The following is a 22,982-nucleotide window of genomic DNA, read 5'->3' as shown; positions in this document are numbered from 1 at the left end:
TTATTATTACTTTTTTATCATTCTTAAAGCGCAAGCTCCTTATACAGATCCCGGTCCTTATTGGACTGCTCTGGGCTATACACTGATCAGTTACTGAGGTTGCCTTTCGGTTACCCTTTTTGGATAGGTGCGAATTTTGCAAGCAGCCTTTTAATGCCAACAGGGCTTGGAAAAGCAATGTCGAGCTCTGTGCCTTCACCAGATCCTTTTACGCTGACAACTGTTCCTGTTCCCCATTTGCCATGGACGGCTTTATCGCCAACACTCCATGAAAGGCTGTCTCCACCTGTTGCAGCAGCTGCTGGACGCACAACCGCATTTCTGCGCATGGTCTGTCTTGGTGAATCCTGAAACGGTGATGCTCCTCGTTTTCCTTGCATAGGCGGTTGTATCCCATCCAGTAAATCCTCTGGTATTTCCTTAATAAACCGGGAAGGTGGATTCATATTTGTCCGGCCAAATAATGTTCGCATTTGAGCGTTTGTAATGTAAAGCTCTTGCTCTGCCCGTGTGATTCCTACATAGGCTAATCTTCTTTCTTCTTCCATTTCCGTTTCATCCATTAAGGAACGGCTATGCGGAAATACGCCTTCTTCCATTCCAATTAAAAAGACAACAGGAAATTCAAGCCCTTTCGCAGAGTGCAAGGTCATCAGCACTACTGCATCGCTTTTTTGGCCATCATCATCTAGCTTATCGATATCTGCCACAAGAGCCAAATCTGTCAGAAAAGCAATTAGGGATTTATCCTCTGATGCATCTTCAAAGTTTTTCGTAACAGAAAGGAACTCATCAATATTCTCAAGTCTGCTTTGAGACTCAATCGATTTTTCCGCCTTTAGCATCTCTCGGTAGCCTGATTTTTCAAGTACTTCTTCGACCAGCTCTGTTACAGATAAATATTCTTGCATTTGAAAATAGTTTCTCACAAGATCTCTAAATTCCGCCGCCGCTTTTGTAATCTTCGGGCTTAGTCCAATCAATTCAATTGATTCTAATGCTTCAAACATAGACATATCGTGCATGGTAGCAAAATTAGCAATTTTATCGACCGAACCTGAACCTATGCCGCGCTTTGGCACATTGATGACGCGCTGCAGGCTGATATCATCATCTAGGTTGGCTATTAGGCGCAGATACGCAAGAATGTCTTTAATTTCTTTACGGTCATAGAACTTAATGCCGCCTACTATAGAGTATTCTATATTTGATTTAAGCAGTACTTCCTCCATCACACGAGACTGGGCATTGGTTCTATAAAGAATCGCAAAATCTGTGAGCTTGCGATTGCTGGAGTTCATTAACTCCTTCACTTTTCCAACTACAAATTGAGCTTCCCCTTGTTCACTGTCAGCACGGTAATGAAATAGCTTGTTTCCTTCGTCATTTTCCGTCCATAAGTTTTTCGGTTTGCGATTCATATTTTTCGCAATTACTTCGTTAGCCGCAGCAAGTATCCGCTTTGTCGAACGATAGTTTTGCTCAAGAAGGATGACACTGGCATTTGGATAGTCTTTTTCAAACGAGAGGATATTGGCGATATCTGCTCCTCTCCATCTATAAATAGATTGATCAGAATCCCCAACAACACACAGGTTCTTAAAGCGATTAGCCAAAAACTTTACAAGCATATATTGCGCACGGTTAGTATCCTGATATTCATCCACATGGATATATTGGAATTTGCGCTGATAGTATTCAAGCACTTCAGGAACACGCTGAAAAAGCTGGATGGTAATCATAATAAGATCATCAAAATCCAGTGCCTGGTTTCTGCGAAGACGTTTTTGATAATCTGCATATACATCACTTGTTACTTGCTGAATATAATCACCGGCAGTTTTAGCATATTCCTCTGGCGTAATCAGTTCATTTTTGGCTGAGCTGATTGAACCTAAAAGTGCTCTGGGATCAAACTTTTTCGGATCAATATTGCGTTCTTTTAAAATTGATTTGATAACCGATTGCTGATCTGTTGTGTCTAGAATAGTGAAATTGCGATTGTATCCGATCCGGTCAATATCTCTGCGCAATATTCTTACACACATAGAGTGGAAGGTCGAAATCCAGATATCATCCGCTGCTCCGCCCATCATTTTCTGGATCCGCTCACGCATCTCCCGTGCCGCTTTGTTTGTAAATGTAATCGCCAGAATGTTATAAGGCGAAACACGTTTTTCAACCATTAGATAGGCAATTCGATGTGTTAATACTCTAGTTTTTCCGCTTCCTGCACCTGCCATTATCAGTAGAGGTCCATCCGTCGCCTTAACAGCATTTTGCTGTTCCGTATTTAATCCGTTTAACAGTTTATCAGTTAAATATTGCATTTCTATTCACCACCACAAACGTATGTTCTATTTTCTATATCGTACCTGTTTTTTTTCAGATAAACAAGCTTTTATCTCACTGCTTCAACTGTTTGTAAAGCCGCCTTTAAATCGGTATAAATAATATTGCCAACAACTACAACATCAGCATAGGCAGCCATCTCTTTTGCCTGCTGTGCTGATTGAATTCCGCCTCCATAAAAAAGTGCAGTTGTCTCAAGTGTTTCTTTTACTTCTTTAACGATTGCGGGATCACCATACTTGCCGCTATATTCAAGATAAAAAATAGGCAAATGTAGCATCTTTTCAGCCATCATCGCATAGGCTCTGACATCATCAGCTGTCAAATCTGTATTAGCTGCTGTGACACTTGCCGCTTTACATTCATCATTTAATATGCAGTAGCCCTGCACGAGAATTTCTTCCCAATTCATGATGTCTCCATACTCTTTAACAGCCTCATGATGAAGTCCTGTTATCCATTTTACTTCCGTACTATTTAAAACAGAGGGGATAAAATATAAATCAAAACCTGGTGTGACCGATTCAATCGTTGAGATCTCTAAAATACACGGAACCGTATATCTTCGAACACGAGCCATTAGATCCAGTACATTTTCAAGGGTAATGCCGTCAGTCCCTCCAATAATCAGGGCATCCGTTCCAGATTCACAGATTTTTTCTAAGTCTTCATCAGAAATATATTTATTAGGATCGAGTTTAAAGGCATGGCGCCACTCGTTAATATCATACATACATACTGCCTCCATTCTATCATTCCATCCAACATTATATCATTTGTATATAAGATCAAAAAGTAAAGACCTGTTGATTGTTCAGACTTACTGCCGTGGGATTTACCGTGCAAAACAGGGATTGCGATCAGTATTTACCAGCATTTTACTTGGTAATAAAATAAAAAACTGCAGGTGTTAATCCCTGCAGTTTTGCCCAATTTTACTCTTGTGCTGTTGGACTATCTTCTTTAATCCGTTCCAGTGCCATTTCATAGGCATCATTTCCATAATTTAAGCAGCGCTTTACACGAGAGATGGTAGCTGTGCTTGCGCCTGTTTCTGTTTCAATTTTATGATACGTTTTACCTTCGCGAAGCATACGCGCAACTTCAAGCCTCTGTGCAAGAGACTGAATCTCATTTACAGTGCATAAATCATCAAAAAAACGATAGCATTCATCTAAATCTTTTAAAGATAAGACCGACTTAAAAAGCTGATCGAGTTCTTTTCCTTTTAATTTATTTATTTGCATATATTCAAGCTCCTTTGTTATAAATACTTTCTATGAACCGTAGGATACGGAATCTTCTAAACCGACACTTGCAGGAATGACATTAATCCACGTTTTCCCGGGAATAAGTCCAACTTGCTCTCCATCTGCAACCGGCAGGATCTTACCGTCAATATTTTCCCAATTCACTTCACGCAGTGTTCCTTTTTGAAGCAGATAAGCTCTTCCGCCTGACATTAAATCAATGTTCCGTCTCCCGGCATTATCGACGATTTGATGTTCTGTTTCAACAATAAATATATTATCCAGCAGAACCGGTGAATCCGTTTCATAATCTGCTGTTTGTTCACCATTTGAATAACGCTTATACTTCTCTTGGGCAGCATCATATTCGTAAACCGAATTAAATGTCTCCCTTGAAAAATAAGAAACTTTGACATTAGCAGCTTCGTCTCCGTCCAGCTGCTCTATTTCTTCCTCATTCAAGTACATTAAGGGAGATGGAGCCTTATTCATGTCATAGCCCTGCTCTTGTGCACCCTTTTCGATATTTTCAAAAGAGATATAGGAATTATGCGGCGCTTTTCTAAAGCTGACCCTATTAAAAAGGGTGCCATCATAATAGAGGCCATTCAAACTGTCAATATAGCCGCTATCCATTAATTTTTTTGCTTCAGGACTGTTGCCGTGAGCAACATATAAACTGTCATATCCTTTGGCAAGTTCAATATAATAGTCGCGTGCACTCCGAATCGGTCCAATTTGAGCAGGCTTTTGACTTTGATAAATCGCCAAAAACCTTGTAACCTCTCCTTCTGCAAGCAATTCATATACAATATCCGCTTTATGCAAACCAGACTGCTGACGAGCCAGCGGGTGATTATTAATCATAACGGCCACTGCCCGTCCATTTACTTCTGCTTCTGCCGAGATACCTGTAAGCGGGTAAATAAATTCAGAATCATTTTGCTCTTGAGCCACTTCTTCTGGCTGCTGTTCATTATTCGAATGATCTGTCTCATCAATTTCTGCCTGATCCCCGCTGCATCCTGATAGTAAAAGAATACCTGCAGCAAAAACTGCCATCCATATTTTTGACATCATACACTCCTTACAAGAAAAGAACTGGCATCTCCGGCGCTATCAGCTAGCAGAAGGCAATCCCTGTCTGCTGCTATCCACCTAACTTAACATTTGGCGGACTGTGCTTTTGAGCTAGCCACTGTTCATAAACTTAATGTTTATATCATACTCTCTTTTATATTTTAACGCATTATCGTTGGAAAGAGTACAGTTTTATTCATTACATCATATATGCCTCTTTGTGTCACTCTTATATAAGGAAGATGGGTAGATGAGAAAAATAATAGGGTATAAATTGGATCTGCAAATTGGTATCCTTTATCTTTCAGATAAGCCAGGAGCTTCTTCTCATCCTCGATTAGATCTTCAACTTTTTTATGAGACATTAACCCTTTTAGCTTTAATTGAACTTCCAGCACAATTTCTCCTTGCTCAGAAATAACAATTCCGCCGCCAATTTCCTTCATTCTTAAAAATGCATTCAGCATATCTTCTTTATTTTTTCCGATTACAATAATATCGCCAGTATTTGAAAAAGAGCTTGCCAGCCCATCGAGCTTTGTTGCAAATCCTTTTAGGACTGTGTTAACACGCCATTTGCCATTGCGGTCTACAAGCATAAAGAAACATTCATCATGTGAGTAATCAAGATCATTATTTGAAACATCGATGGCAACATAATAGGGTTTCGTAAGGACTGAATTCTCCATCTTAATGCCAAACGGCATAGAGAATTGCATATCATCCATTGATAACTCCCAATCGATTTCAAGAGGCTCTAACCCAAACTCATCCCAGGCAATCTCTTCATACATGTTCTGATCTTTGCCATCAAGCTTTACCCACTTCCCTTTGGCAAGGACAGATACAGGCGTTGGATTTTTTTCATCCTTGAGGAAGTTGATATTAGCCACACGTCCTGTTGCGATATTGCCATGCAGGTATTGAATATTATAATATTTGGCAATATTAATCGTGCCCATATTATAAGCATCTATAACAGGAACCCCTTTTTCGATAGCAATCCGGATCATTTCGTCAGTAATTCCGCTCTCTGAAAAGGTAGATGATGATCCATCGGTTGTAAAGAAAAATTGATCATAGTGCTGTATTCCAAGCTCATGGATTTCATCGAGAAGCTTTGGCAAATCAGGACGAATAGACGAATATCTTAAAGAAACGGTATAGCCCTGCAATAACCGGTCATATACTTCCTTCCCAGTCATGGCTTCATGATCACAATCCGCACCAAGAAGCATGAGCTTAGCCAATGTTTTTTCAGATGCGCCTGGGAAATGTCCCTCAATTTGTTTTCTCATGCGTTTCGTTTCCTGCATCCAATGAAGCATCATATCGTCGCCATCAAGAAGCTTTGGCCATCCGGTTAACTCGCCCCCCTGCAGTACAGCATCATGCTCAAGCCATGCCTTCACATTGCTATGAGAGAAAAGGTATTCCTCATTTTGCAGCTCTGTTTGCGGATCAAAACGGCACCACCAATACATTGTTGAAGGAATGTTACGCATTTCACGAAGAAATGAAAACGCTTCCTTTTTATTTAACTGCAATGCAAGCATCATGTTGTCATTGATCAATGTTGTCGTTCCGAATTGCGATGCATAACTTGCAAGTGAGTGGGGATTATATAATTGAAACGGATGAGCATGTGGTTCAATATATCCTGGAACAAGGACATATTCCGAGCAGTCAACCACTTGGCAGCCATCTGTTTTTTCAGGCAGTTTGTCGCCAACATAAACAATACGATCTCCATATATCCATATATTTGCATTCACCCATTTTCTCAAAATCTGATTTAAGTAACGGGCATTCTTAAGCAATATAGTTGGTGCAGTCTTTCCATCTAAAATGGAAACATGTTGTCGCAGATGCTTGTTTTTCCAGCGATATCTCTGTTCCAGCACGCTACTCCCTCCTTTTGTATAGTATAAATTTTACAGACTATGTGAAATAGTGAATTTTTATAATGACAAGTAGTTTTTAATTTCAGAAAACCCTTACATCTTTAATTTATCATAACATATTTGCCTTTTTAACGCATTAAAGAATTAGGTTAAAAATGTAAAAATTTTATGAAGGAGCTGTTAACTTTGAAAATAACACCGAATATTGGCATTTTAAGCGCATTGCTTCGGATCACTTGCGGACTGACAATTTTATCCTGGAGTACAGCTAAGCTTGTTAAGTTTCCATGGCGTGATTCCTATTTAGTTGCATCCATGCTTGGTGCTATGAAGGTTGCAGAAGGAATTGTCCGCTATTGCCCAATCGTCGCATTATATGACAAAGGTCAGGAAATGATGCATGAACGAAAAGAAAATCCAGATGAAAATTCTATTCAGCAAATGCTTCCACATAACCCAATAAACGAATAAAAAATTGCCCCCTAATCAGGGGGCATCTATAAGGAGGGTACAAAATGTTCTGGGAGTATCTAACAGATATGTCTTTTGTACTGATTGCTATAATCGGCAGCATTGTTGCCCTGTTATTTGTCTTTATAAGGAATATTAGGAAAAAGCGTGTTTGATCGCTTTATGTCCAATATCATTTCTGTAAAAAATAGCTTCTGAATTTAATTTATCTAATTGGCTATAAACCTTTTCTTGCGCTTCCTTCAAAGTCCCTGCTTTAGCTGCTGCAAGCAGGATGCGTCCGCCATTTGCCGTGAACTCTCCTTGTTCATTGCGTTCAGTTCCGGCATGAAATACGGTGACTGAATCATCCATTGCACCTAAACCATTCAAAACCGCTCCCTTTTCATAATGATCCGGATAGCCTTTAGCCGCAGCAACAACACCAAGCATCATATTATGATCCCACTCTATTGCAGGTTTTTCACCATTTATAACAGCAAGCATAACCTCAGCCAAATCTGATTTCATTCTTGGCAGAACAACCTGTGTTTCCGGATCGCCAAAGCGAGCATTAAATTCGATTACCTTTGGACCCTGTTCTGTTTTGATTAATCCTGCGTATAAAATACCGCAGAAACTCCGTCCTTCTTTAACAAGAGCGGCAGCTGCTGGCTTCAATATCGCTTCAACACCGGCAGAGACAGTTTCGTTTCCAATATGCGGCACAGGTGAATATGCCCCCATACCGCCTGTATTTGGACCTTGATCTCCATCAAAAGCACGTTTATGATCCTGAGCAATTTCAAGCGGAATGACATTCTCTCCATTTACAAATGCCATAAGTGAAAATTCTTCACCCTCCAGGAATTCTTCAATCACAACCGTAGAGGAAGCTTCTCCAAATTTGGCACCTACTAGCATATCCTCGATGGCTGCAAAGGCATCTTCATTTGTCATAGCCACAGTGACGCCTTTGCCGGCAGCAAGTCCATCGGCTTTAATAACAATTGGAGCACCCTTTTTTTCAATGTATTCTTTTGCAGCTGAATAATCCGAGAACACTTCATATTCTGCCGTTGGGATATGATATTTTTTCATTAGCTCTTTCGCAAAGGATTTACTGCCTTCAATTTCTGCAGCTGCTTTTTCTGGTCCAAAAACAGCCAGCCCTTCTTTATTGAAGAGATCAGCCAAACCCGCCAAAAGAGGCACCTCAGGTCCGATTACCGTTAATCCGATTTGGTTTTCCCGTGCAAATTGAAGAAGCTGCTCATGATCTTGCTCGTCTATATTGACGAGCTGTGCAACATCCTCCATGCCTTTATTGCCAGGTGCAGCAAAAACGGTCTCCACACTTTCACTTTCATTCATTTTATAGCAAATGGCATGTTCTCTTCCGCCTCTGCCAATGACTAAAACATTCATTTTCCCAATCCTTCCTTCACAGTGATTAATGTTTGAAATGTCTTACACCTGTGAATACCATCGCAATGCCGTATTCGTCTGCTTTTTTAATCGAATCAGCATCCTTGATCGAGCCGCCCGGCTGAATGATTGCTGTAATCCCAGCTTTCGCAGCCGCCTCAACGGTATCATCCATTGGGAAGAATGCGTCTGATGCAAGCGCAGCTCCTTCTGCTCGCTCACCTGCTTGTTCAAGTGCAATTTTTGCTGCTCCAACACGATTCATCTGACCAGCTCCCACGCCAAGAGTCATTGCATCACTGCTTACAACAATGGCATTGGACTTGACGTGCTTAACGACTTTCCAGCCAAGTTTCAAGGCATTCCATTCTTCCTCTGTTGGCTCACGCTTTGTAGGAATGGAAATCTCCGCATTCTCCAGACTATGACCATCAAAATCCTGAACAAGCAATCCGCCTTCAATAGACGTGTACTTTTGCTCGTTATTTCCATTCGCAAAAGGTATTGTCAATAAACGAATGTTTTTCTTTCCTTGCAAAATCGCTAGCGCTTCTTCTGAAAAAGCAGGAGCAATCACAATCTCTAAGAAAATTTCATGCAGCTTCTGCGCTGTATCACCATCTACCTCTCTATTAAGCGCAATGATTCCGCCGAAAATAGAGATCGGATCAGCTTCAAATGCTTTTGAAAAGGCAGCATATACTGTATCGCCTGTACCAACTCCGCACGGATTCATATGCTTAACCGCCACTGCAGCAGGTTCAGCAAATTCCTTGATGATTTGAATGGCTGCTTCTGCATCATTGATATTGTTATACGAAAGCTCCTTGCCGTGTAATTGCTTTGCATTGGCAATAGAAAATTCAGAACCAAGCGGCTTTCGGTAAAATGCAGCCTTCTGATGCGGGTTTTCGCCATAACGGAGTCCTTGATTCAATTCATACGTTACCGTTAATTTTTCAGGTGCTGCTTCACCTGTTAAATCTGTCATATACTGTGCAATCATGCTATCATACGCTGCTGTGTGGCGGAAAACTTTGGCTGCAAGTGTTCGTTTTGTTTCACTTGTGACTGAACCTTCTTGTTGTAGCTGTGTTAAAACTGTTTCATAATCAGAAGGATCCACAACTACTGTTACATACTCATGATTTTTTGCTGATGCCCGCAGCATTGCCGGTCCGCCAATATCAATATTTTCAATTGCATCCTCTACCGTTACATCCGGCTTAGCAATCGTCTGCTGAAAAGGATACAAATTCACGCAAACAACTTCAATAGGGCTGATTCCATGCTCATCCAGCTGTGCTTTATGCGATGGCTCGCCAAATTTAGCTAATAGACCGCCATGTATCATTGGATTTAGTGTTTTTACACGTCCTTCCAGAATTTCCGGAAAACCAGTGACTTCACTGACACTAATGACAGGAATTCCTTGCTCCTCCAACGCCTTTTTTGTTCCGCCTGTTGATAAAATTTCAAAACCAAGTTCATGCAGGCTTTTCGCAAATTCCGCAATCCCGCTTTTATCTGATACACTAATAAGCGCTCGTTTGTTCATTCGTCTTCCCCCTAAGTCTATTTGCCATCTGTAGGACCGGTTCATTCAATTATTTCACTGACAGTTCATCTTTACATAATGATTGCAGTACTTCTGGATAAAGAATATGTTCCACTCTATGAATCTTTTCTTGAAGAGTTTCCATTGTGTCGGTTTTGGCGACGGGTACTTTTCTTTGCTGGATGATCGGTCCGGTATCCATTCCTTCGTCAACATAATGAACAGTCACACCAGTGAATTCCGCTCCTGCTCTCAAAGCCTGGCCAATCGCATCTTTTCCGGGAAAAGCCGGCAGCAAGGAAGGATGAATATTAATAATTTTTCCTTCAAATTCATGGAGAAGGACGTTTCCAATCAATCTCATATACCCAGCTAATACAATAAGGTCAATGTTTTTTGCTTTCAATTCATGAAGAATTTCTGTTTCATATTCTTCCTTACTGCCATAGTTTTTTGCTTGAAAAACAAAGGCTGGAATTTCATTATGGGCCGCTCTCTCAATGCTGAATGCGTTTGGCTTGTCAGAGACAAACAAATTAATCTGAGCTTCCAGAGAACCTGTCTGAACGGCATCTATAATCGCTTGAAAGTTCGTTCCGCTGCCGGAAGCAAACACTGCAATATTTTTCATTTTTCTCCTCCACGGATTGTTCATTACGTGATGCTGATTCCTTCTTGCTCTGTGACAACACCAATGACAGCTGCCTTTTCTCCCATTTCATTGAAATACTGAACGATCTCCACTGCTATTTCTTTGTTAACAGCAGCAACCATTCCAATTCCCATATTAAAAATATTATACATTTCCTGCTGCTTAAGACCGCCAATCTCCTGCATAAGCTTAAAGACAGCCGGAAGTTCGATTGAATCTTTCTTAATTTCAGCACCTAAACCTGCCGGGAGCATCCGCGGAATATTTTCAATAAAGCCGCCTCCGGTAATATGCGAGAGACCTTTTAGTTCAAACATTTTCATAGCAGCTAAAAGCGGTTTTACATAAATTTTTGTTGGGCGCAGCAGTTCTTCCCCTAAAGTACAGCCCAACTCTTCAACATAATCCTCGAGCTTCATATTGGCTTGTTCAAAAAACAGCTTTCTTACAAGAGAATAGCCGTTGCTGTGAATACCACTTGAAGCCAATCCTATTAATACATCGCCCGCCTGAATGTTCTGTCCTGTAATCAAGTTCGCTTTTTCAGCAGCACCTACAGAAAATCCAGCAAGATCATATTCTTCTTCACTGTACATTCCAGGCATTTCAGCTGTTTCTCCGCCAATAAGAGCACAGCCTGCCTGTTCACAGCCTTCAGCAATCCCTTTTACAATGTTTTCAATCTTCTCAGGCTCTGCTTTGCCGCATGCAATATAGTCTAAGAAATATAGCGGCTCGGCTCCCTGAACGACAATATCGTTCACACACATGGCGACAGCATCAATTCCGATTGTATCATGCTGATTCATCATAAAGGCAAGCATGAGCTTGGTTCCTACCCCATCTGTCCCAGAAACAAGCACAGGCTCTTTTAAATTCAATGAAGACAGATCAAACATACCGCCAAATCCGCCTAGCCCTCCCATAACACCTGGACGAACCGTTCTTTCCACATGCTTTTTCATGCGAGTGACTGCTTCATAGCCTGCTTCAATATTTACTCCAGCTTGCTTATAAGCATTTGCCATGCTTTTCACCTCGTCTGTCAAATTTCAAATTTCCCTTTAAATCAATGAACTTTAACGTAAATAAAACGACTCTCTCTTTTATAAAAAAAGCGGCTAATGTGTGCCGCTTTATACCTTTTCATACGGATGTAATGTGCTTGGATAGATTTCAGTCGGGTATTGTCCTGTGAAGCAGGCTAGACATTGACCGTCTTTTCTGCCGACTGCCTTGACCATTCCTTCTACTGATAGGAAGGTAAGTGTATCTGCACCAATGATTTCTCTAATTTCTTCTACATTATGATTGCCCGCTATCAGTTCTTCCTTTGTGGATGTGTCGATTCCGTAGAAGCAAGGATTTTTAATTGGAGGAGAGCTAATGACAACATGAACCTCTGTAGCACCAGCTTCCTTCAGCATGGCAACAATTCTTCTGCTAGTTGTTCCGCGTACAATCGAGTCATCGACCATCACAACTCGTTTTCCCTCTACAACACCGCGAACTGGAGAAAGCTTCATCTTCACCCCTTGTTCCCTCAGTGATTGAGACGGCTGTATAAACGTACGGCCAACGTATTTATTTTTAATTAAGCCCATTTCATATGGAATCCCTGTAGCTTCTGCATACCCAATCGCAACTGAGATACTTGAATCAGGAACACCTGTGACAACATCCGCTTCAATTGGAACTTCAACGGCCAGCTGCTTGCCAAGGTTTTTACGGGCAGTATGAACGTTGATTCCGTTAATATTGCTGTCCGGACGGGAAAAATAAACATATTCCATCATGCACATCGCGATGTTTGAAGCCATTGCAAACATTTCAGAACGGAAGCCATTATCATCGATAATCAAAAGCTCTCCCGGCAAAACATCTCTTATAAATTCGGCTCCAACGATATCAAACGCACATGTTTCTGAAGCAACGACATAAGCATCGCCAAGCTTACCAAGTGAAAGGGGACGCATTCCGTTTGGATCAAGTGCTACCATCATTTCTGTCTCAGTCATGATCAGAAAAGCATAAGCGCCTTTTACCATGGAAAGAGCATTTTTCACACGATCTTTAAAAGACGAAAAGCCGCCGCGCTTGATTAAATGAGCAAGCACCTCTGTATCAGAGCTTGTTTGAAAAATACTTCCCTGGGCCTCCAGCTGATGCTTCAGAGCAGTAGCATTCGTCAAGTTACCATTATGGCATAATGCTAAGCTTCCGCTTTGTGAGTGAAAGAGAAGCGGCTGAACATTTTCATATCCTCCGCCTCCTGCTGTTGCATATCTAACGTGACCAATAGCTGCTTTTCCATCAAGCTCCTCTATAGCTTCTGAGGTAAAAACTTCTGTTACAAGTCCCTCACCTTTTACTCCTTTAAGCTTTGCACCGTCAGTAACAACGATGCCTGTACCTTCCTGTCCGCGATGCTGCAGACTGTGAAGGCCATAATAGGTAATTTGTGCTGATTCCGGGTGACCCCAAACACCAAAAATGCCACATTCCTCGTTTAGTCCCTTTATTTCAGCAAGCATGGGATTGCCCCTTTCCAAGCTTCTTTAAGAATGGCTGTTTGTTCAGACAGCAGAAGCCCGTTCTCAGAAGATAGTCGTAATTCTGGAACATCAGTTACTTCACCAATCAATACAGCATCTGTTAATGCTTCAAATGCTTCTTGGTTTTCCTTTTTAACGGAAAGCAAGAATCTTGATTGAGACTCTCCAAAAAGAGCTGATACTTCATTTCCTGTGACCTTGATTTTTGCACCAAGCTCTGCTGTGCCGAATAAGCTTTCAGCTGCTGCTACAGCAAGTCCTCCCTCTGCAACATCATGAGCAGATGCCACTAAACCAGCACGAATAGCACCCAATACTTGGCTTTGATGCTTTTCTTCTGTCTCTAAATGGAGCTCTGGTGCTTTTCCAAAAATTTTTCCGTACGTGAGCTTTTGCAATTCACTGCCGCCAAACTCATCCTTTGACTCTCCTAAAAGATAGACAAGATCTCCAGCTGCTTTGAAATGCTGTGTGGTTGTATGTTTAATGTCCTGCACAAGTCCAACCATTCCAATTACTGGCGTTGGATAGATCGCAGTCCCATTTGTTTCGTTGTATAATGAAACATTTCCGCCAATGACCGGTGTATTTAAAGTGCGGCATGCTTCACTTATCCCGTCGGCAGCCTTTTCGATCTGCCAGAAAATCTCTGGTTTTTCGGGATTTCCAAAGTTAAGGTTATCGGTAATTGCCAGCGGTTCTCCGCCTGAGCAAACGATATTGCGTGCTGCTTCGGCAACAGCAATTTTCCCGCCTGTTTCCGGATCAAGATACATATATCTTGAATTGCAGTCTGTTGTCATCGCTAAGCCTTTTTCTGTGCCGCGAATACGGACAACCGCTGCGTCTGAGCCTGGAGCAACAACAGTGCTTGTGCGCACCATATAGTCGTATTGATCGTAAACCCATTCTTTGCTTGCAATTGTCGGCTGCTTCAATAGATTGATTAATGTCTCACGATAGTCTTCCACTGAAGGAATTTGATTCTCCATCGCTTGAAATTCACGGAAATATTCCGGCTCTTTAGAAGGCTTATGATAAACAGGAGCCTCTTCTGCTAAGGCATCTGCAGGCACATCCGCCACAACTTCACCGTTATGAAGCAAACGAAGCATTTTATCATCTGTTACCGTTCCAATAGCTACAGCTTCAAGCTCATATTTTGAAAATAGATCAACAATTTCCTGCTCTCTTCCCTTTTTTACTACGATGAGCATGCGCTCCTGTGATTCAGATAGCATCATTTCATAAGCAGTCATGCCTCTTTCACGCTGCGGCACAAGATCAAGGTTCATTTCAATCCCTGAACCAGCCTTGCTCGCCATTTCTGCTGATGAGCTTGTTAATCCTGCCGCTCCCATGTCCTGAATGCCGACTAATGCATCTGATTGAACCAGCTCTAAACAAGCTTCCAGAAGAAGCTTTTCCATGAATGGATCGCCAACCTGTACAGCAGGTCGTTTTTCTTCTGATTGCTCAGTTAATTCCTCTGAAGCAAAAGTTGCACCATGAATGCCGTCACGTCCTGTCTTCGCTCCAACATACATAACTGTGTTGCCCACTCCATGCGCCTGCCCTTTTTTAATATCCTTATGATCAATGAGACCAACACACATCGCATTAACAAGCGGATTTCCTTCATAAGAGGATTCGAACTGAATTTCGCCTCCAACAGTCGGAATGCCAATACAGTTGCCATATCCGGCAATTCCAGCAACCACTTCTTTAAACAAATACTTCACTCGAGCTGTTTCAAGCTCTCCAAATCGAAGAGAGTTTAATAGAGCAATCGGTCTGGCACCCATTGAGAAAACATCACGGATAATTCCGCCTACACCAGTTGCTGCACCTTGATATGGTTCAATGGCAGAAGGGTGGTTATGGCTTTCGATTTTAAATACAACCGCCTGCTCATCTCCAATGTCTACAATCCCTGCACCTTCACCTGGTCCCTGCAGTACCCTCTCACCGCTTGTAGGGAATTTTTTTAACACTGGTTTACTATTTTTATAGCTGCAATGCTCTGACCACATAACAGAGAAGAGGCCGATTTCGGTGTAATTTGGCAGACGTCCGAGAATCTTTTCAACCATCGCAAATTCTTCATCCGTCAATCCCATTTCTGCATATACCTTTTGCTGTTTTAATTCTTCCGGACTAGGTTCAAGCATTAATGACATGTGCTTCCCTCCAATTTTTTACGATCGATTGAAAAAGTTTCAGACCATCTGCTCCGCCCAAAAGTTCATCTACTGCTCTTTCTGGGTGGGGCATCATTCCAAGAACATTGCCCTTCTTATTCACAATGCCAGCAATGTCTTCCAGGCTGCCATTGGGATTTGTTCCGCTGTATGTGAACACAATTTGCTTGTTTTCTTTTAGCTGAGCTAATGTTTGCTCGTCACAATAATAGTTTCCTTCACCATGCGCAATTGGAATCATGATTTCTTCTTGCTCTTGATAAGAAGATGTAAACATCGTTTCACGATTTTCAACCTTTAGCTGGACTGGGCGGCAAATGAACTTTAGTGTTTCATTCCGTCTCATTGCTCCCGGCAGCAGGCCAGCCTCTAATAATACTTGGAATCCGTTGCAAACGCCTAAGATTGGCTTTCCTGCTTCTGCTGCCTTCACAACCTCTTTCATTACATTGCTGAAGCGTGCAATTGCTCCAGACCGCAGGTAGTCACCATAGGAGAACCCGCCCGGCAGCAAAATACCATCAAACTCATCAAGACTTTCCGTATCATGCCACACATACTCTGCTTCTGCACCAAGCTCATCCTTTATGGCATGAAACATGTCGATATCGCAGTTTGACCCTGGGAAAACAATAACGGCAAACTTCACTGTGCAACAGCCTCCTCAATTTCAAAGCGATAGTCTTCAATCACAACATTAGCAAGCAATCTCTCACACATTTCCTTAACGACTTCTTCAATATTCCGCTCCGTTTTTTCCACAGTCAGCTCCATATACTTCCCAATGCGGACATCTGATACTTCGTTATAATTTAGTGAATGCAGAGAATTCTTTACAACTGAGCCTTGAGGATCTAATACACTCTCTCTTAATGTGATGAAGACTTTTACTTTGTACATGCTGTTTGGCCTCCCAATCTGGCTAAAATAGTTTCATATGCTTCTGTTAAATCTCCTAAATCTCTTCTAAAGACATCTTTATCAAGCTTTTCCTTTGTCTTTTCATCCCAAAGCCTGCAAGTATCTGGAGATATTTCATCTGCAAGGATAATATCTCCGTCTGCATCTTTCCCAAACTCAAGCTTAAAATCAATAAGCACAATGCCTAACTCTTTGAAAAATTGAGATAATACTTTGTTTACCTGCAGTGCTTTTACCTTTAATTCCTCAACTTCTTCAACACTGGCCAATGCTAAAATTTCAATATGATCCTCAGTTAAAATCGGATCTCCAAGATCGTCATCCTTATAATAAAATTCAACGATTGGCCGAGAAAGCAGAAGTCCTTCTTCCATTCCTAATCGCTTGGAGAAGCTTCCTGCGGAGTAATTGCGAACGACTGTTTCAAGAGGGATAATGTCTACTCTTTTCACAAGCTGCTCTGTTGGAGAAATGCGCTTCACAAAATGTGAACCTATGCCAAGCTCTTGAAGCTTTAAAAATAGTAAACTGGTAATTTCATTGTTTAGTCTTCCTTTGCCGGCAATGCTTGCTTTTTTCTCCCCGTTGTAGGCAGTAGCAGAATCTTTATATTCAATCCAGACGATTTCTTTTTCTTCAGTGCTATATATTTTCTTCGCCTTGCCCTCGTATAACAGTGTTCCTTTTTCCATAACAGGAGAGCCCCCTTTAACGAAATAGTAGGAATAATCCAGGTAGTCAGATCCAAATGAATTTTCAGACCTATCATTCAAAAGCTTGCCTATCTAAGATGCGTTCAGTTAGATGATCGCACCTTAGACGGCATCGTCTTTACAGACCTAAACGGTCGAATATTGTATCTACATGTTTGATATGGTAGTTATAGTCAAAACAATCTTCAATTTCCTCTGGAGAAAGTTTCGCTATAATAGTCTCATCCGCTTCAATAAGACTGCGGAAAGGCACTTGCTTCTCCCATGCTTCCATTGCACGCGGCTGCACGGTATCATATGCTTCTTCACGCGGCAGGCCTTTATCAATCAATGCTAACAGAACACGCTGTGAATAAATTAATCCAAGAGTTCGATCCATATTGCGTTTCATGTTTTCAGGGAATACCGTTAAGTTTTTCACGATATTGCCAAAACGGTTTAACATATAGTTTAATGCGATGGTGGCATCAGGAAGAATGATTCTTTCAGCAGAAGAGTGAGAAATATCCCTTTCATGCCAAAGTGAAACATTCTCATAAGCCGTCATCATATAACCGCGAATCACTCTTGCTAAGCCTGTCATATTTTCTGAACCTATTGGGTTGCGCTTATGAGGCATCGCAGAGGAGCCTTTTTGCCCTTTTGCGAAAAACTCTTCCACTTCGCGCGTTTCACTTTTTTGCAGACCGCGCACTTCTGTTGCAAACTTTTCAATGGAAGTTGCGATCAAAGCAATGCTGCTCATATAATGAGCGTGGCGGTCACGCTGTAAAGTTTGTGTAGAGATTGGTGCTGGCTGAATTCCAAGCTTTTCACATACATAGCTTTCAACAAACGGATTGATATTGGCATATGTTCCAACAGCGCCAGAAATTTTCCCGAACTCCACGCCAGCTGCCGCTTCTTTGAAACGATCTAGATTTCTTTTCATTTCTTCGTGCCATAGGGCAAGCTTTAAGCCAAATGTAGTCGGCTCTGCATGCACGCCATGTGTACGGCCCATCATAACTGTGTATTTATGCTCTTGTGCTTTATTTTTCAAAATCTCCACAAAGCGTTCTAAATCTTTTAATAAAATATCATTAGCCTGTTTAATTAAGTATGAAAGCGCGGTATCTACTACATCTGTTGATGTTAAGCCGTAATGCACCCATTTTCTTTCATCGCCCAATGTTTCAGAAACCGCACGTGTAAATGCAACAACATCATGTCTTGTTTCTTCTTCGATTTCTTTAATGCGATCGATATTAAAGGAAGCATTTTCGCGAATCTTTTGAACATCCGCCTTTGGGATGTCACCAAGCTCTGCCCATGCTTCACATGCTAAAATTTCAACCTCCAGCCATGCCTGGAAGCGATTTTGTTCCGTCCAAATGGCTCCCATTTCTGGGCGAGTATAACGTTCAATCATATTTTTATCCTCCGATTCTTTCCTTACTGCAAGACCAGATGCCAGTATGCTCCGCTTCAGCAAGCGCTTCTTCAACATGGTCTCTTAATAATGTAATATGTCCCATTTTTCTTTTAAACTTAGCTTCCTTCTTGCCGTACAGATGCACCTTCCAGTTATAAAGAGCAGGGATTCTTGCAAGCAATGGCTCCTGATGCTCACCTAGGATGTTCACCATGACAGCTGGCTTTAATAAGCTCATGCTTCCCAGGGGCAAATTGCATACAGCCCGAATATGCTGCTCAAATTGTGACGTTTCACATGCTTCAATCGAATAATGGCCGGAATTATGCGGCCTAGGTGCCAACTCATTAATAAATATCTCGTCCTCATCCGTTAAGAACATTTCAACGGCAAGCGTACCAGTCAGATTCAACTTCTCAGCCAGGTGTTCTGCAGCCATTATCGCCTTTTCAGCTGCTTTGCCTGAAATCCTTGCTGGCACAATTGTCTGATGCAGAATATTGTCTTTATGGACATTTTCAGCAACCGGAAGAACTGCCTTTTCTCCTGATGGACTTCTAAAAATGATCACGCTGATTTCTTTATGAAAAGAAATGAATTGCTCCAGTACACACGGACCGTTTTGAAGCAGCTTTGCTGCTTCAGCAATATCGCTTTCATCTTTTAGAACATATTGCCCTTTACCATCATATCCTCCTCTGGCAGTCTTTAAAACGGCCGGAAGACCAAGCTTTTCTATATTATCATAAATGTCGTTTTCTGTTTGTATCACTGCGTATGGAGCAACAGCAGAGCCTGAAGCTGATATGGCCGCTTTTTCCGTAATACGATTTTGAGTAATTTCCAGCAGCTCTTTCCCTTGTGGAACATACGCATGGCTGCAGAGCCAATCAAGTGCTTCTGCACTGATATTTTCAAATTCATATGTGATTACATCACTTACAGCTTCCAGCTCTTTGATGCCCTCAAAACTATCATAAGCGTCGATAATCGTAATATCTGCTACCTGTCCGCATGGCGAATCCTCAGCAGGGTCTAGAACAGCAACTCTATACCCCATTGCCTTTGCCGAGAGAGCCATCATTTTCCCCAGCTGTCCGCCGCCAATAATACCAATTGTTTGTCCCGGTAAAATTACTTTGTTAGACAAGCTCATCACTGCTCTCCAATACTTCTTTCTTTATTCTTTCCCGCCTTTGTTCTAATCTTTGGGCTATTTTTTCATCAAACGCTCCAAGCATTTGCGCTGCCAGTAAACCTGCATTTACAGCACCTGCCTTCCCAATTGCAACTGTTGCAACCGGAACACCGCCTGGCATCTGTACAATGGAAAGTAAAGAATCTAACCCATTTAAAGCCTTTGACTGAACAGGAACCCCAATGACAGGCAAAGTCGTTTTTGCTGCTACCATGCCAGGCAAATGTGCTGCACCGCCCGCTCCTGCAATGATGACCCTTATATTGTTATCCCGAGCCTTTTCAGCATATTCAAACATTAAATCTGGAGTACGATGTGCGGAAACAACCTTCTTTTCATAAGCAATTTCCAATTCTTCTAAAACGTCGCAAGCATGCTGCATTGTTTCCCAATCTGATTTACTGCCCATAATGACTGCTACTCTTGTTCCCATGTCTCTCCTCCAGCAGTGTGACTTTCTATTTTTTTCATTCTATTAATCTCCAAACACTTCTTACATGCTAAACTCTCATGTTGCATAAAAAAAGCCCAGGCAGATGCCTTCTCATGAGAGAAAGTTATCTGCCCAGGCTAAAATAAATGAGGTGCCAATAATTCCATCGACAATTCAAATGTGGAAGCACCAAACGCCGGTCATATTAACTCTCCCTCATAGTCCAGTAATTTACGGTTACCGGGTAGAAACTTCTGGGCCATATTCCCAACATTATACGAGGGTTATTTATTCGTTTATCATCATTAATTAATTACATTCGTTTTCTTTTTGTTTCTGTCACATTTATCTTAACAACTAGAGAAAGAGTATGTCAACGGAAACCTCGAACAATATAAAAAGTCAGACAATTAATGTTCGTGTTTTACTAGTTCATTTGAATTCCTTCAAAGATAATTTGCCGACCAGCAGGTTCATACGTTATGTTACCCCCATCTTTTACTTCTTTAAAAATAGGTTTTTCCGTTCTTTTAACTGCCATATATCCTGCTTTTTTCATTCTTTCAAGGCAATCATCAATACTTTCGTTTTCCAGCACCTCAAATTTCTGTTTTCCTTTACTCATGAAAATAGTTTTCCTTTCTTAACCGACTTCACCCAGAAGCCGCCATGTATCGTTTTTGGTTCATATGCAATAATAAATGCTTTTGGATCAAGCTCTTTAATTGTCTGATAAAGCTTTAATTCATATTTTCTGGGTGTCAAAATCTGGAGCGCCATCCGGTCTCCTTCTAACCCATTTGCAGCCCAGCTTGTTACACCATAGCCCTTTTCACGCAAATCCTTAGGTAAATCACGATCATATTCCTTCGTGATCACGTTTACTGTGATATAGCCAAGCGCTAGCTTCTCTTCAATTTTCATGCCCACAATTACTCCGATCCCGTATCCAACTGCATATGCGATCAGGTTTTGTATTTCATCTACATTGTCTAAAACCAAATCCAAACCGATAACATAAATAATAATTTCGACCATACTTATTAAAGCAGCTAAATACCGCTGACCTTTTAACGTTAATATCATACGGATTGTAAAAAAGGAAACATACACAATGTTAATCACTAAAATGATGGCAACCATCATAAGACTGTTTTCGAGCAACTTAAGCCCTCCTTGTATTTCTTATTCACTTATTCTTATCAATATTTTCTGCATTTTATAAAATTCACCATCTTTATTCAGTTGAATTTTTTTTGCAGAATAGCGCTTGTATCCATGAGGTCTTTCGTTAAGTCCCTATTTTACAGGAGAATATCTGTTTTGCGAAGACAATTTATGTATTCTTTATTATGTTAACCTATTTTTAATGATTCAAACTTGGTGGCTTGCTGTTGAAATAATGGTTAACAGCAGTATTTTAGTTGATGATAAAAACTAGGAAGATCTATCATTATTCCTAATTACTGGTGACCTTTCAGTAAAATGATCAATCTTTATATAACAAAAAGAAGCTAGGATAAAAAGAAATTAATATTTCTAAAATGCGAATATCTGTTTTAGTTATTAAAACAAGTGCGTTCCATTGCGCTGCATACCCTCGCTTTCCGTGGGGAGCAAGCTGAGCCTTCTCGTCGCGCGCTCCTGCGGGGTCTCACCCTTTCCTCTATTGCCCACAGGAGTCGAGTGTCCTCCGCTCCATTTCACTCATGTTAATAAAATATATTAATTATCTAATCATAAATAAAAAAACCGAATGCTTAGAAAGATGACCTTACTTACCATTCACTTTTATAATCTAGATAGAATCTTATTTCCCTGACGGTTTGGTAAAAAGATAAGTTGGCGAACCTACATTTTTAAAAACATACCTTCGAGCGTTTAGGTCCATTCATACAAACCCAATAGCAAGAACCGGCCCTCCAAAGTTTCTTAAAATTAAATAGTCGTCTTCAATTTAGAATTTTAACGACAAAAAAAGCACATCCATAAAGATGTGCTTTTTCATGTTGCCCGGCAACGTCCTACTCTCACAAGGGGACAGCCCCTAACTACCATTGGCGCTGAGAAGCTTAACTTCCGTGTTCGGGAGGGACGGGTATGACCTTCTCGCTATCATCGTTCGGAAATCGATAATCTTCACATCTCTTCGTCATCTCACTCGTCAAGGTCCTCACGTACCAACTACGTACGTTCCGGCCTTTCCTCAATCGATTCCTCGACCTGTTCGCTTCTCGCTTCCCTCACAGTTTGGTAAAAAGATAAATTAAGCAAACTTACATACTTAAGACTTATACCTTGCGGCATTTTAGGCCCTTTCTCCAATTCCAACTACAAGCGCTGCCCCTCCCATGTTTCTCGAAGTTAAACAGTCGTCTTCAATTTAGAATTTTAACGACAAAAAAAAGCACATCCATAAAGATGTGCTTTTTCATGTTGCCCGGCAGCGTCCTACTCTCACAAGGGGACAGCCCCTAACTACCATTGGCGCTGAGAAGCTTAACTTCCGTGTTCGGGATGGGAACGGGTGTGACCTTCTCGCTATCGCCACCGGACTATTTAATTGAAGAAAGATTATTCCTTCAAAACTAGATAATGTTAGAAGAAGAAAACAGTAATGCCATTGTTTTGTCTAGCTTCGGCTCCTAACTTCTCGGCCGTTTCGGTCCATTCCTCCAAATCCAAAGTACAGGATTTGAATGACTGGCCCTCCAACGTCTGTCGAAGTTGAACAGTCGCCTCCGCATTTCATTGTGGTTAAGTCCTCGAACGATTAGTATCAGTCAGCTGCACGTGTCGCCACGCTTCCACCTCTGACCTATCAACCTGATCATCTTTCAGGGTTCTTACTAGCTTGACGCTATGGGAAATCT

The 22,982-nt window shown here is 41.3% G+C and carries 21 protein-coding genes, 3 rRNA genes and 1 riboswitch; of the genes, 2 read left to right on the top strand and 22 right to left on the bottom strand.

Annotated elements, in window-relative coordinates:
- Positions 1-110: 110 nt before the first annotated feature.
- From pcrA to F7732_RS13290, 5 genes are all read right to left on the bottom strand, one after another.
- Positions 111-2,330 carry a DNA helicase PcrA gene (gene pcrA, locus F7732_RS13310; RefSeq protein ID WP_151574539.1) on the bottom strand — a complete coding sequence of 740 codons (2,220 nt, stop codon included), beginning with the start codon at positions 2,328-2,330 and terminating at the stop codon, positions 111-113.
- 71 nt (positions 2,331-2,401) lie between these two features.
- On the bottom strand, positions 2,402-3,085 hold the full coding sequence (gene pcrB, locus F7732_RS13305; RefSeq protein WP_151574538.1) for a heptaprenylglyceryl phosphate synthase: 684 nt from the start codon (positions 3,083-3,085) through the stop codon (positions 2,402-2,404).
- 202 nt (positions 3,086-3,287) lie between these two features.
- A complete protein-coding gene (locus F7732_RS13300; RefSeq protein WP_151574537.1) occupies positions 3,288-3,599 on the bottom strand; it encodes a YerC/YecD family TrpR-related protein in 312 nt (103 codons plus the stop codon).
- 30 nt (positions 3,600-3,629) lie between these two features.
- Positions 3,630-4,679: a DUF3048 domain-containing protein gene (locus F7732_RS13295; RefSeq protein ID WP_151574536.1), complete on the bottom strand. Its 1,050-nt coding sequence runs from the start codon at positions 4,677-4,679 to the stop codon at positions 3,630-3,632.
- 164 nt (positions 4,680-4,843) lie between these two features.
- Entirely contained in the window at positions 4,844-6,586 is a 1,743-nt protein-coding gene (locus F7732_RS13290) for an adenine deaminase C-terminal domain-containing protein (RefSeq protein ID WP_151574535.1), read from the bottom strand.
- Positions 6,587-6,772: 186 nt separating this feature from the next.
- Here F7732_RS13290 and F7732_RS13285 point away from each other — a divergent pair, with 186 nt between their 5' ends.
- Both F7732_RS13285 and F7732_RS23355 read left to right on the top strand, forming a co-directional pair.
- Entirely contained in the window at positions 6,773-7,057 is a 285-nt protein-coding gene (locus tag F7732_RS13285) for a YgaP family membrane protein (protein ID WP_151574534.1), read from the top strand.
- 44 nt (positions 7,058-7,101) lie between these two features.
- Positions 7,102-7,212, top strand: a complete 111-nt coding sequence (locus F7732_RS23355) for an EYxxD motif small membrane protein (RefSeq protein WP_338024103.1) — start codon at positions 7,102-7,104, stop codon at positions 7,210-7,212.
- Here F7732_RS23355 and purD read toward each other — a convergent pair.
- The 17 genes from purD to F7732_RS13200 all read right to left on the bottom strand — a co-directional run.
- Positions 7,193-8,464 (bottom strand): phosphoribosylamine--glycine ligase, encoded by a 1,272-nt coding sequence (gene purD / locus F7732_RS13280; protein WP_151574533.1) that lies wholly within the window; start codon positions 8,462-8,464, stop codon positions 7,193-7,195. The two genes, F7732_RS23355 and purD, sit on opposite strands and share 20 nt — an antisense overlap.
- Before the next feature lie 25 nt (positions 8,465-8,489).
- Positions 8,490-10,022, bottom strand: a complete 1,533-nt coding sequence (purH, locus tag F7732_RS13275; RefSeq protein ID WP_151574532.1) for a bifunctional phosphoribosylaminoimidazolecarboxamide formyltransferase/IMP cyclohydrolase — start codon at positions 10,020-10,022, stop codon at positions 8,490-8,492.
- A 49-nt stretch (positions 10,023-10,071) separates the two neighbouring features.
- Positions 10,072-10,653: a phosphoribosylglycinamide formyltransferase gene (gene purN, locus F7732_RS13270; protein WP_151574531.1), complete on the bottom strand. Its 582-nt coding sequence runs from the start codon at positions 10,651-10,653 to the stop codon at positions 10,072-10,074.
- Positions 10,654-10,676: 23 nt separating this feature from the next.
- Positions 10,677-11,702, bottom strand: a complete 1,026-nt coding sequence (purM, locus tag F7732_RS13265) for a phosphoribosylformylglycinamidine cyclo-ligase (protein ID WP_151574530.1) — start codon at positions 11,700-11,702, stop codon at positions 10,677-10,679.
- 108 nt (positions 11,703-11,810) lie between these two features.
- Complete coding sequence (gene purF, locus F7732_RS13260) at positions 11,811-13,208, bottom strand: amidophosphoribosyltransferase (RefSeq protein ID WP_151574529.1); 1,398 nt, start codon at positions 13,206-13,208, stop codon at positions 11,811-11,813.
- A complete protein-coding gene (gene purL, locus F7732_RS13255) occupies positions 13,193-15,409 on the bottom strand; it encodes a phosphoribosylformylglycinamidine synthase subunit PurL (protein WP_151574528.1) in 2,217 nt (738 codons plus the stop codon). The genes purF and purL overlap by 16 nt, the downstream gene beginning before the upstream one ends.
- Positions 15,393-16,079, bottom strand: coding sequence for a phosphoribosylformylglycinamidine synthase subunit PurQ (purQ, locus tag F7732_RS13250; protein WP_151574527.1), 687 nt, complete (start codon positions 16,077-16,079; stop codon positions 15,393-15,395). Before purQ ends, purL begins: the two co-directional genes overlap by 17 nt.
- On the bottom strand, positions 16,076-16,330 hold the full coding sequence (purS, locus tag F7732_RS13245; protein WP_066450378.1) for a phosphoribosylformylglycinamidine synthase subunit PurS: 255 nt from the start codon (positions 16,328-16,330) through the stop codon (positions 16,076-16,078). The genes purQ and purS overlap by 4 nt, the downstream gene beginning before the upstream one ends.
- A complete protein-coding gene (gene purC / locus F7732_RS13240) occupies positions 16,318-17,043 on the bottom strand; it encodes a phosphoribosylaminoimidazolesuccinocarboxamide synthase (protein ID WP_151574526.1) in 726 nt (241 codons plus the stop codon). The genes purS and purC overlap by 13 nt, the downstream gene beginning before the upstream one ends.
- Before the next feature lie 139 nt (positions 17,044-17,182).
- Entirely contained in the window at positions 17,183-18,475 is a 1,293-nt protein-coding gene (gene purB / locus F7732_RS13235; protein ID WP_151574525.1) for an adenylosuccinate lyase, read from the bottom strand.
- A gap of 4 nt (positions 18,476-18,479) precedes the next feature.
- Positions 18,480-19,634: a 5-(carboxyamino)imidazole ribonucleotide synthase gene (gene purK / locus F7732_RS13230; protein ID WP_192913030.1), complete on the bottom strand. Its 1,155-nt coding sequence runs from the start codon at positions 19,632-19,634 to the stop codon at positions 18,480-18,482.
- On the bottom strand, positions 19,621-20,109 hold the full coding sequence (gene purE / locus F7732_RS13225) for a 5-(carboxyamino)imidazole ribonucleotide mutase (protein ID WP_151574523.1): 489 nt from the start codon (positions 20,107-20,109) through the stop codon (positions 19,621-19,623). Before purE ends, purK begins: the two co-directional genes overlap by 14 nt.
- Before the next feature lie 199 nt (positions 20,110-20,308).
- Positions 20,309-20,410, bottom strand: a riboswitch (purine riboswitch).
- Positions 20,411-20,536: 126 nt separating this feature from the next.
- Complete coding sequence (locus F7732_RS13220; RefSeq protein ID WP_151574522.1) at positions 20,537-20,734, bottom strand: NETI motif-containing protein; 198 nt, start codon at positions 20,732-20,734, stop codon at positions 20,537-20,539.
- On the bottom strand, positions 20,731-21,255 hold the full coding sequence (locus tag F7732_RS13215) for a DUF2179 domain-containing protein (RefSeq protein WP_192913035.1): 525 nt from the start codon (positions 21,253-21,255) through the stop codon (positions 20,731-20,733). The genes F7732_RS13220 and F7732_RS13215 overlap by 4 nt, the downstream gene beginning before the upstream one ends.
- An 865-nt stretch (positions 21,256-22,120) precedes the next feature.
- Positions 22,121-22,235 (bottom strand): 5S ribosomal RNA (rrf, locus tag F7732_RS13210).
- A 312-nt stretch (positions 22,236-22,547) separates the two neighbouring features.
- A 5S ribosomal RNA gene (rrf, locus tag F7732_RS13205) occupies positions 22,548-22,664 on the bottom strand.
- Between the two features lie 198 nt (positions 22,665-22,862).
- A 23S ribosomal RNA gene (locus F7732_RS13200) occupies positions 22,863-22,982 on the bottom strand; the annotation flags it as partial.

The organism is Bacillus mesophilum (assembly GCF_008923265.1).
Taxonomy (GTDB): Bacteria; Bacillota; Bacilli; order Bacillales; family Cytobacillaceae; genus Cytobacillus; species Cytobacillus mesophilum.
This window is presented reverse-complemented; position numbering and strand designations above follow the sequence as displayed.

Excerpts from the sequence above, each read along its gene's own strand:
- pcrA (WP_151574539.1), bottom strand. The coding sequence starts at position 2,330 with ATGCAATATTTAACTGATAAACTGTTAAACGGATTAAATACGGAACAG.
- pcrB (WP_151574538.1), bottom strand. The coding sequence starts at position 3,085 with ATGTATGATATTAACGAGTGGCGCCATGCCTTTAAACTCGATCCTAAT.
- F7732_RS13300 (WP_151574537.1), bottom strand. The coding sequence starts at position 3,599 with ATGCAAATAAATAAATTAAAAGGAAAAGAACTCGATCAGCTTTTTAAG.
- F7732_RS13295 (WP_151574536.1), bottom strand. The coding sequence starts at position 4,679 with ATGTCAAAAATATGGATGGCAGTTTTTGCTGCAGGTATTCTTTTACTA.
- F7732_RS23355 (WP_338024103.1), top strand. The coding sequence starts at position 7,102 with ATGTTCTGGGAGTATCTAACAGATATGTCTTTTGTACTGATTGCTATA.
- purD (WP_151574533.1), bottom strand. The coding sequence starts at position 8,464 with ATGAATGTTTTAGTCATTGGCAGAGGCGGAAGAGAACATGCCATTTGC.
- purH (WP_151574532.1), bottom strand. The coding sequence starts at position 10,022 with ATGAACAAACGAGCGCTTATTAGTGTATCAGATAAAAGCGGGATTGCG.
- purN (WP_151574531.1), bottom strand. The coding sequence starts at position 10,653 with ATGAAAAATATTGCAGTGTTTGCTTCCGGCAGCGGAACGAACTTTCAA.
- purM (WP_151574530.1), bottom strand. The coding sequence starts at position 11,702 with ATGGCAAATGCTTATAAGCAAGCTGGAGTAAATATTGAAGCAGGCTAT.
- purF (WP_151574529.1), bottom strand. The coding sequence starts at position 13,208 with ATGCTTGCTGAAATAAAGGGACTAAACGAGGAATGTGGCATTTTTGGT.
- purL (WP_151574528.1), bottom strand. The coding sequence starts at position 15,409 with ATGTCATTAATGCTTGAACCTAGTCCGGAAGAATTAAAACAGCAAAAG.
- purS (WP_066450378.1), bottom strand. The coding sequence starts at position 16,330 with ATGTACAAAGTAAAAGTCTTCATCACATTAAGAGAGAGTGTATTAGAT.
- purC (WP_151574526.1), bottom strand. The coding sequence starts at position 17,043 with ATGGAAAAAGGAACACTGTTATACGAGGGCAAGGCGAAGAAAATATAT.
- purB (WP_151574525.1), bottom strand. The coding sequence starts at position 18,475 with ATGATTGAACGTTATACTCGCCCAGAAATGGGAGCCATTTGGACGGAA.
- purK (WP_192913030.1), bottom strand. The coding sequence starts at position 19,634 with ATGAGCTTGTCTAACAAAGTAATTTTACCGGGACAAACAATTGGTATT.
- purE (WP_151574523.1), bottom strand. The coding sequence starts at position 20,109 with ATGGGAACAAGAGTAGCAGTCATTATGGGCAGTAAATCAGATTGGGAA.
- F7732_RS13220 (WP_151574522.1), bottom strand. The coding sequence starts at position 20,734 with ATGAGTAAAGGAAAACAGAAATTTGAGGTGCTGGAAAACGAAAGTATT.
- F7732_RS13215 (WP_192913035.1), bottom strand. The coding sequence starts at position 21,255 with ATGATGGTTGCCATCATTTTAGTGATTAACATTGTGTATGTTTCCTTT.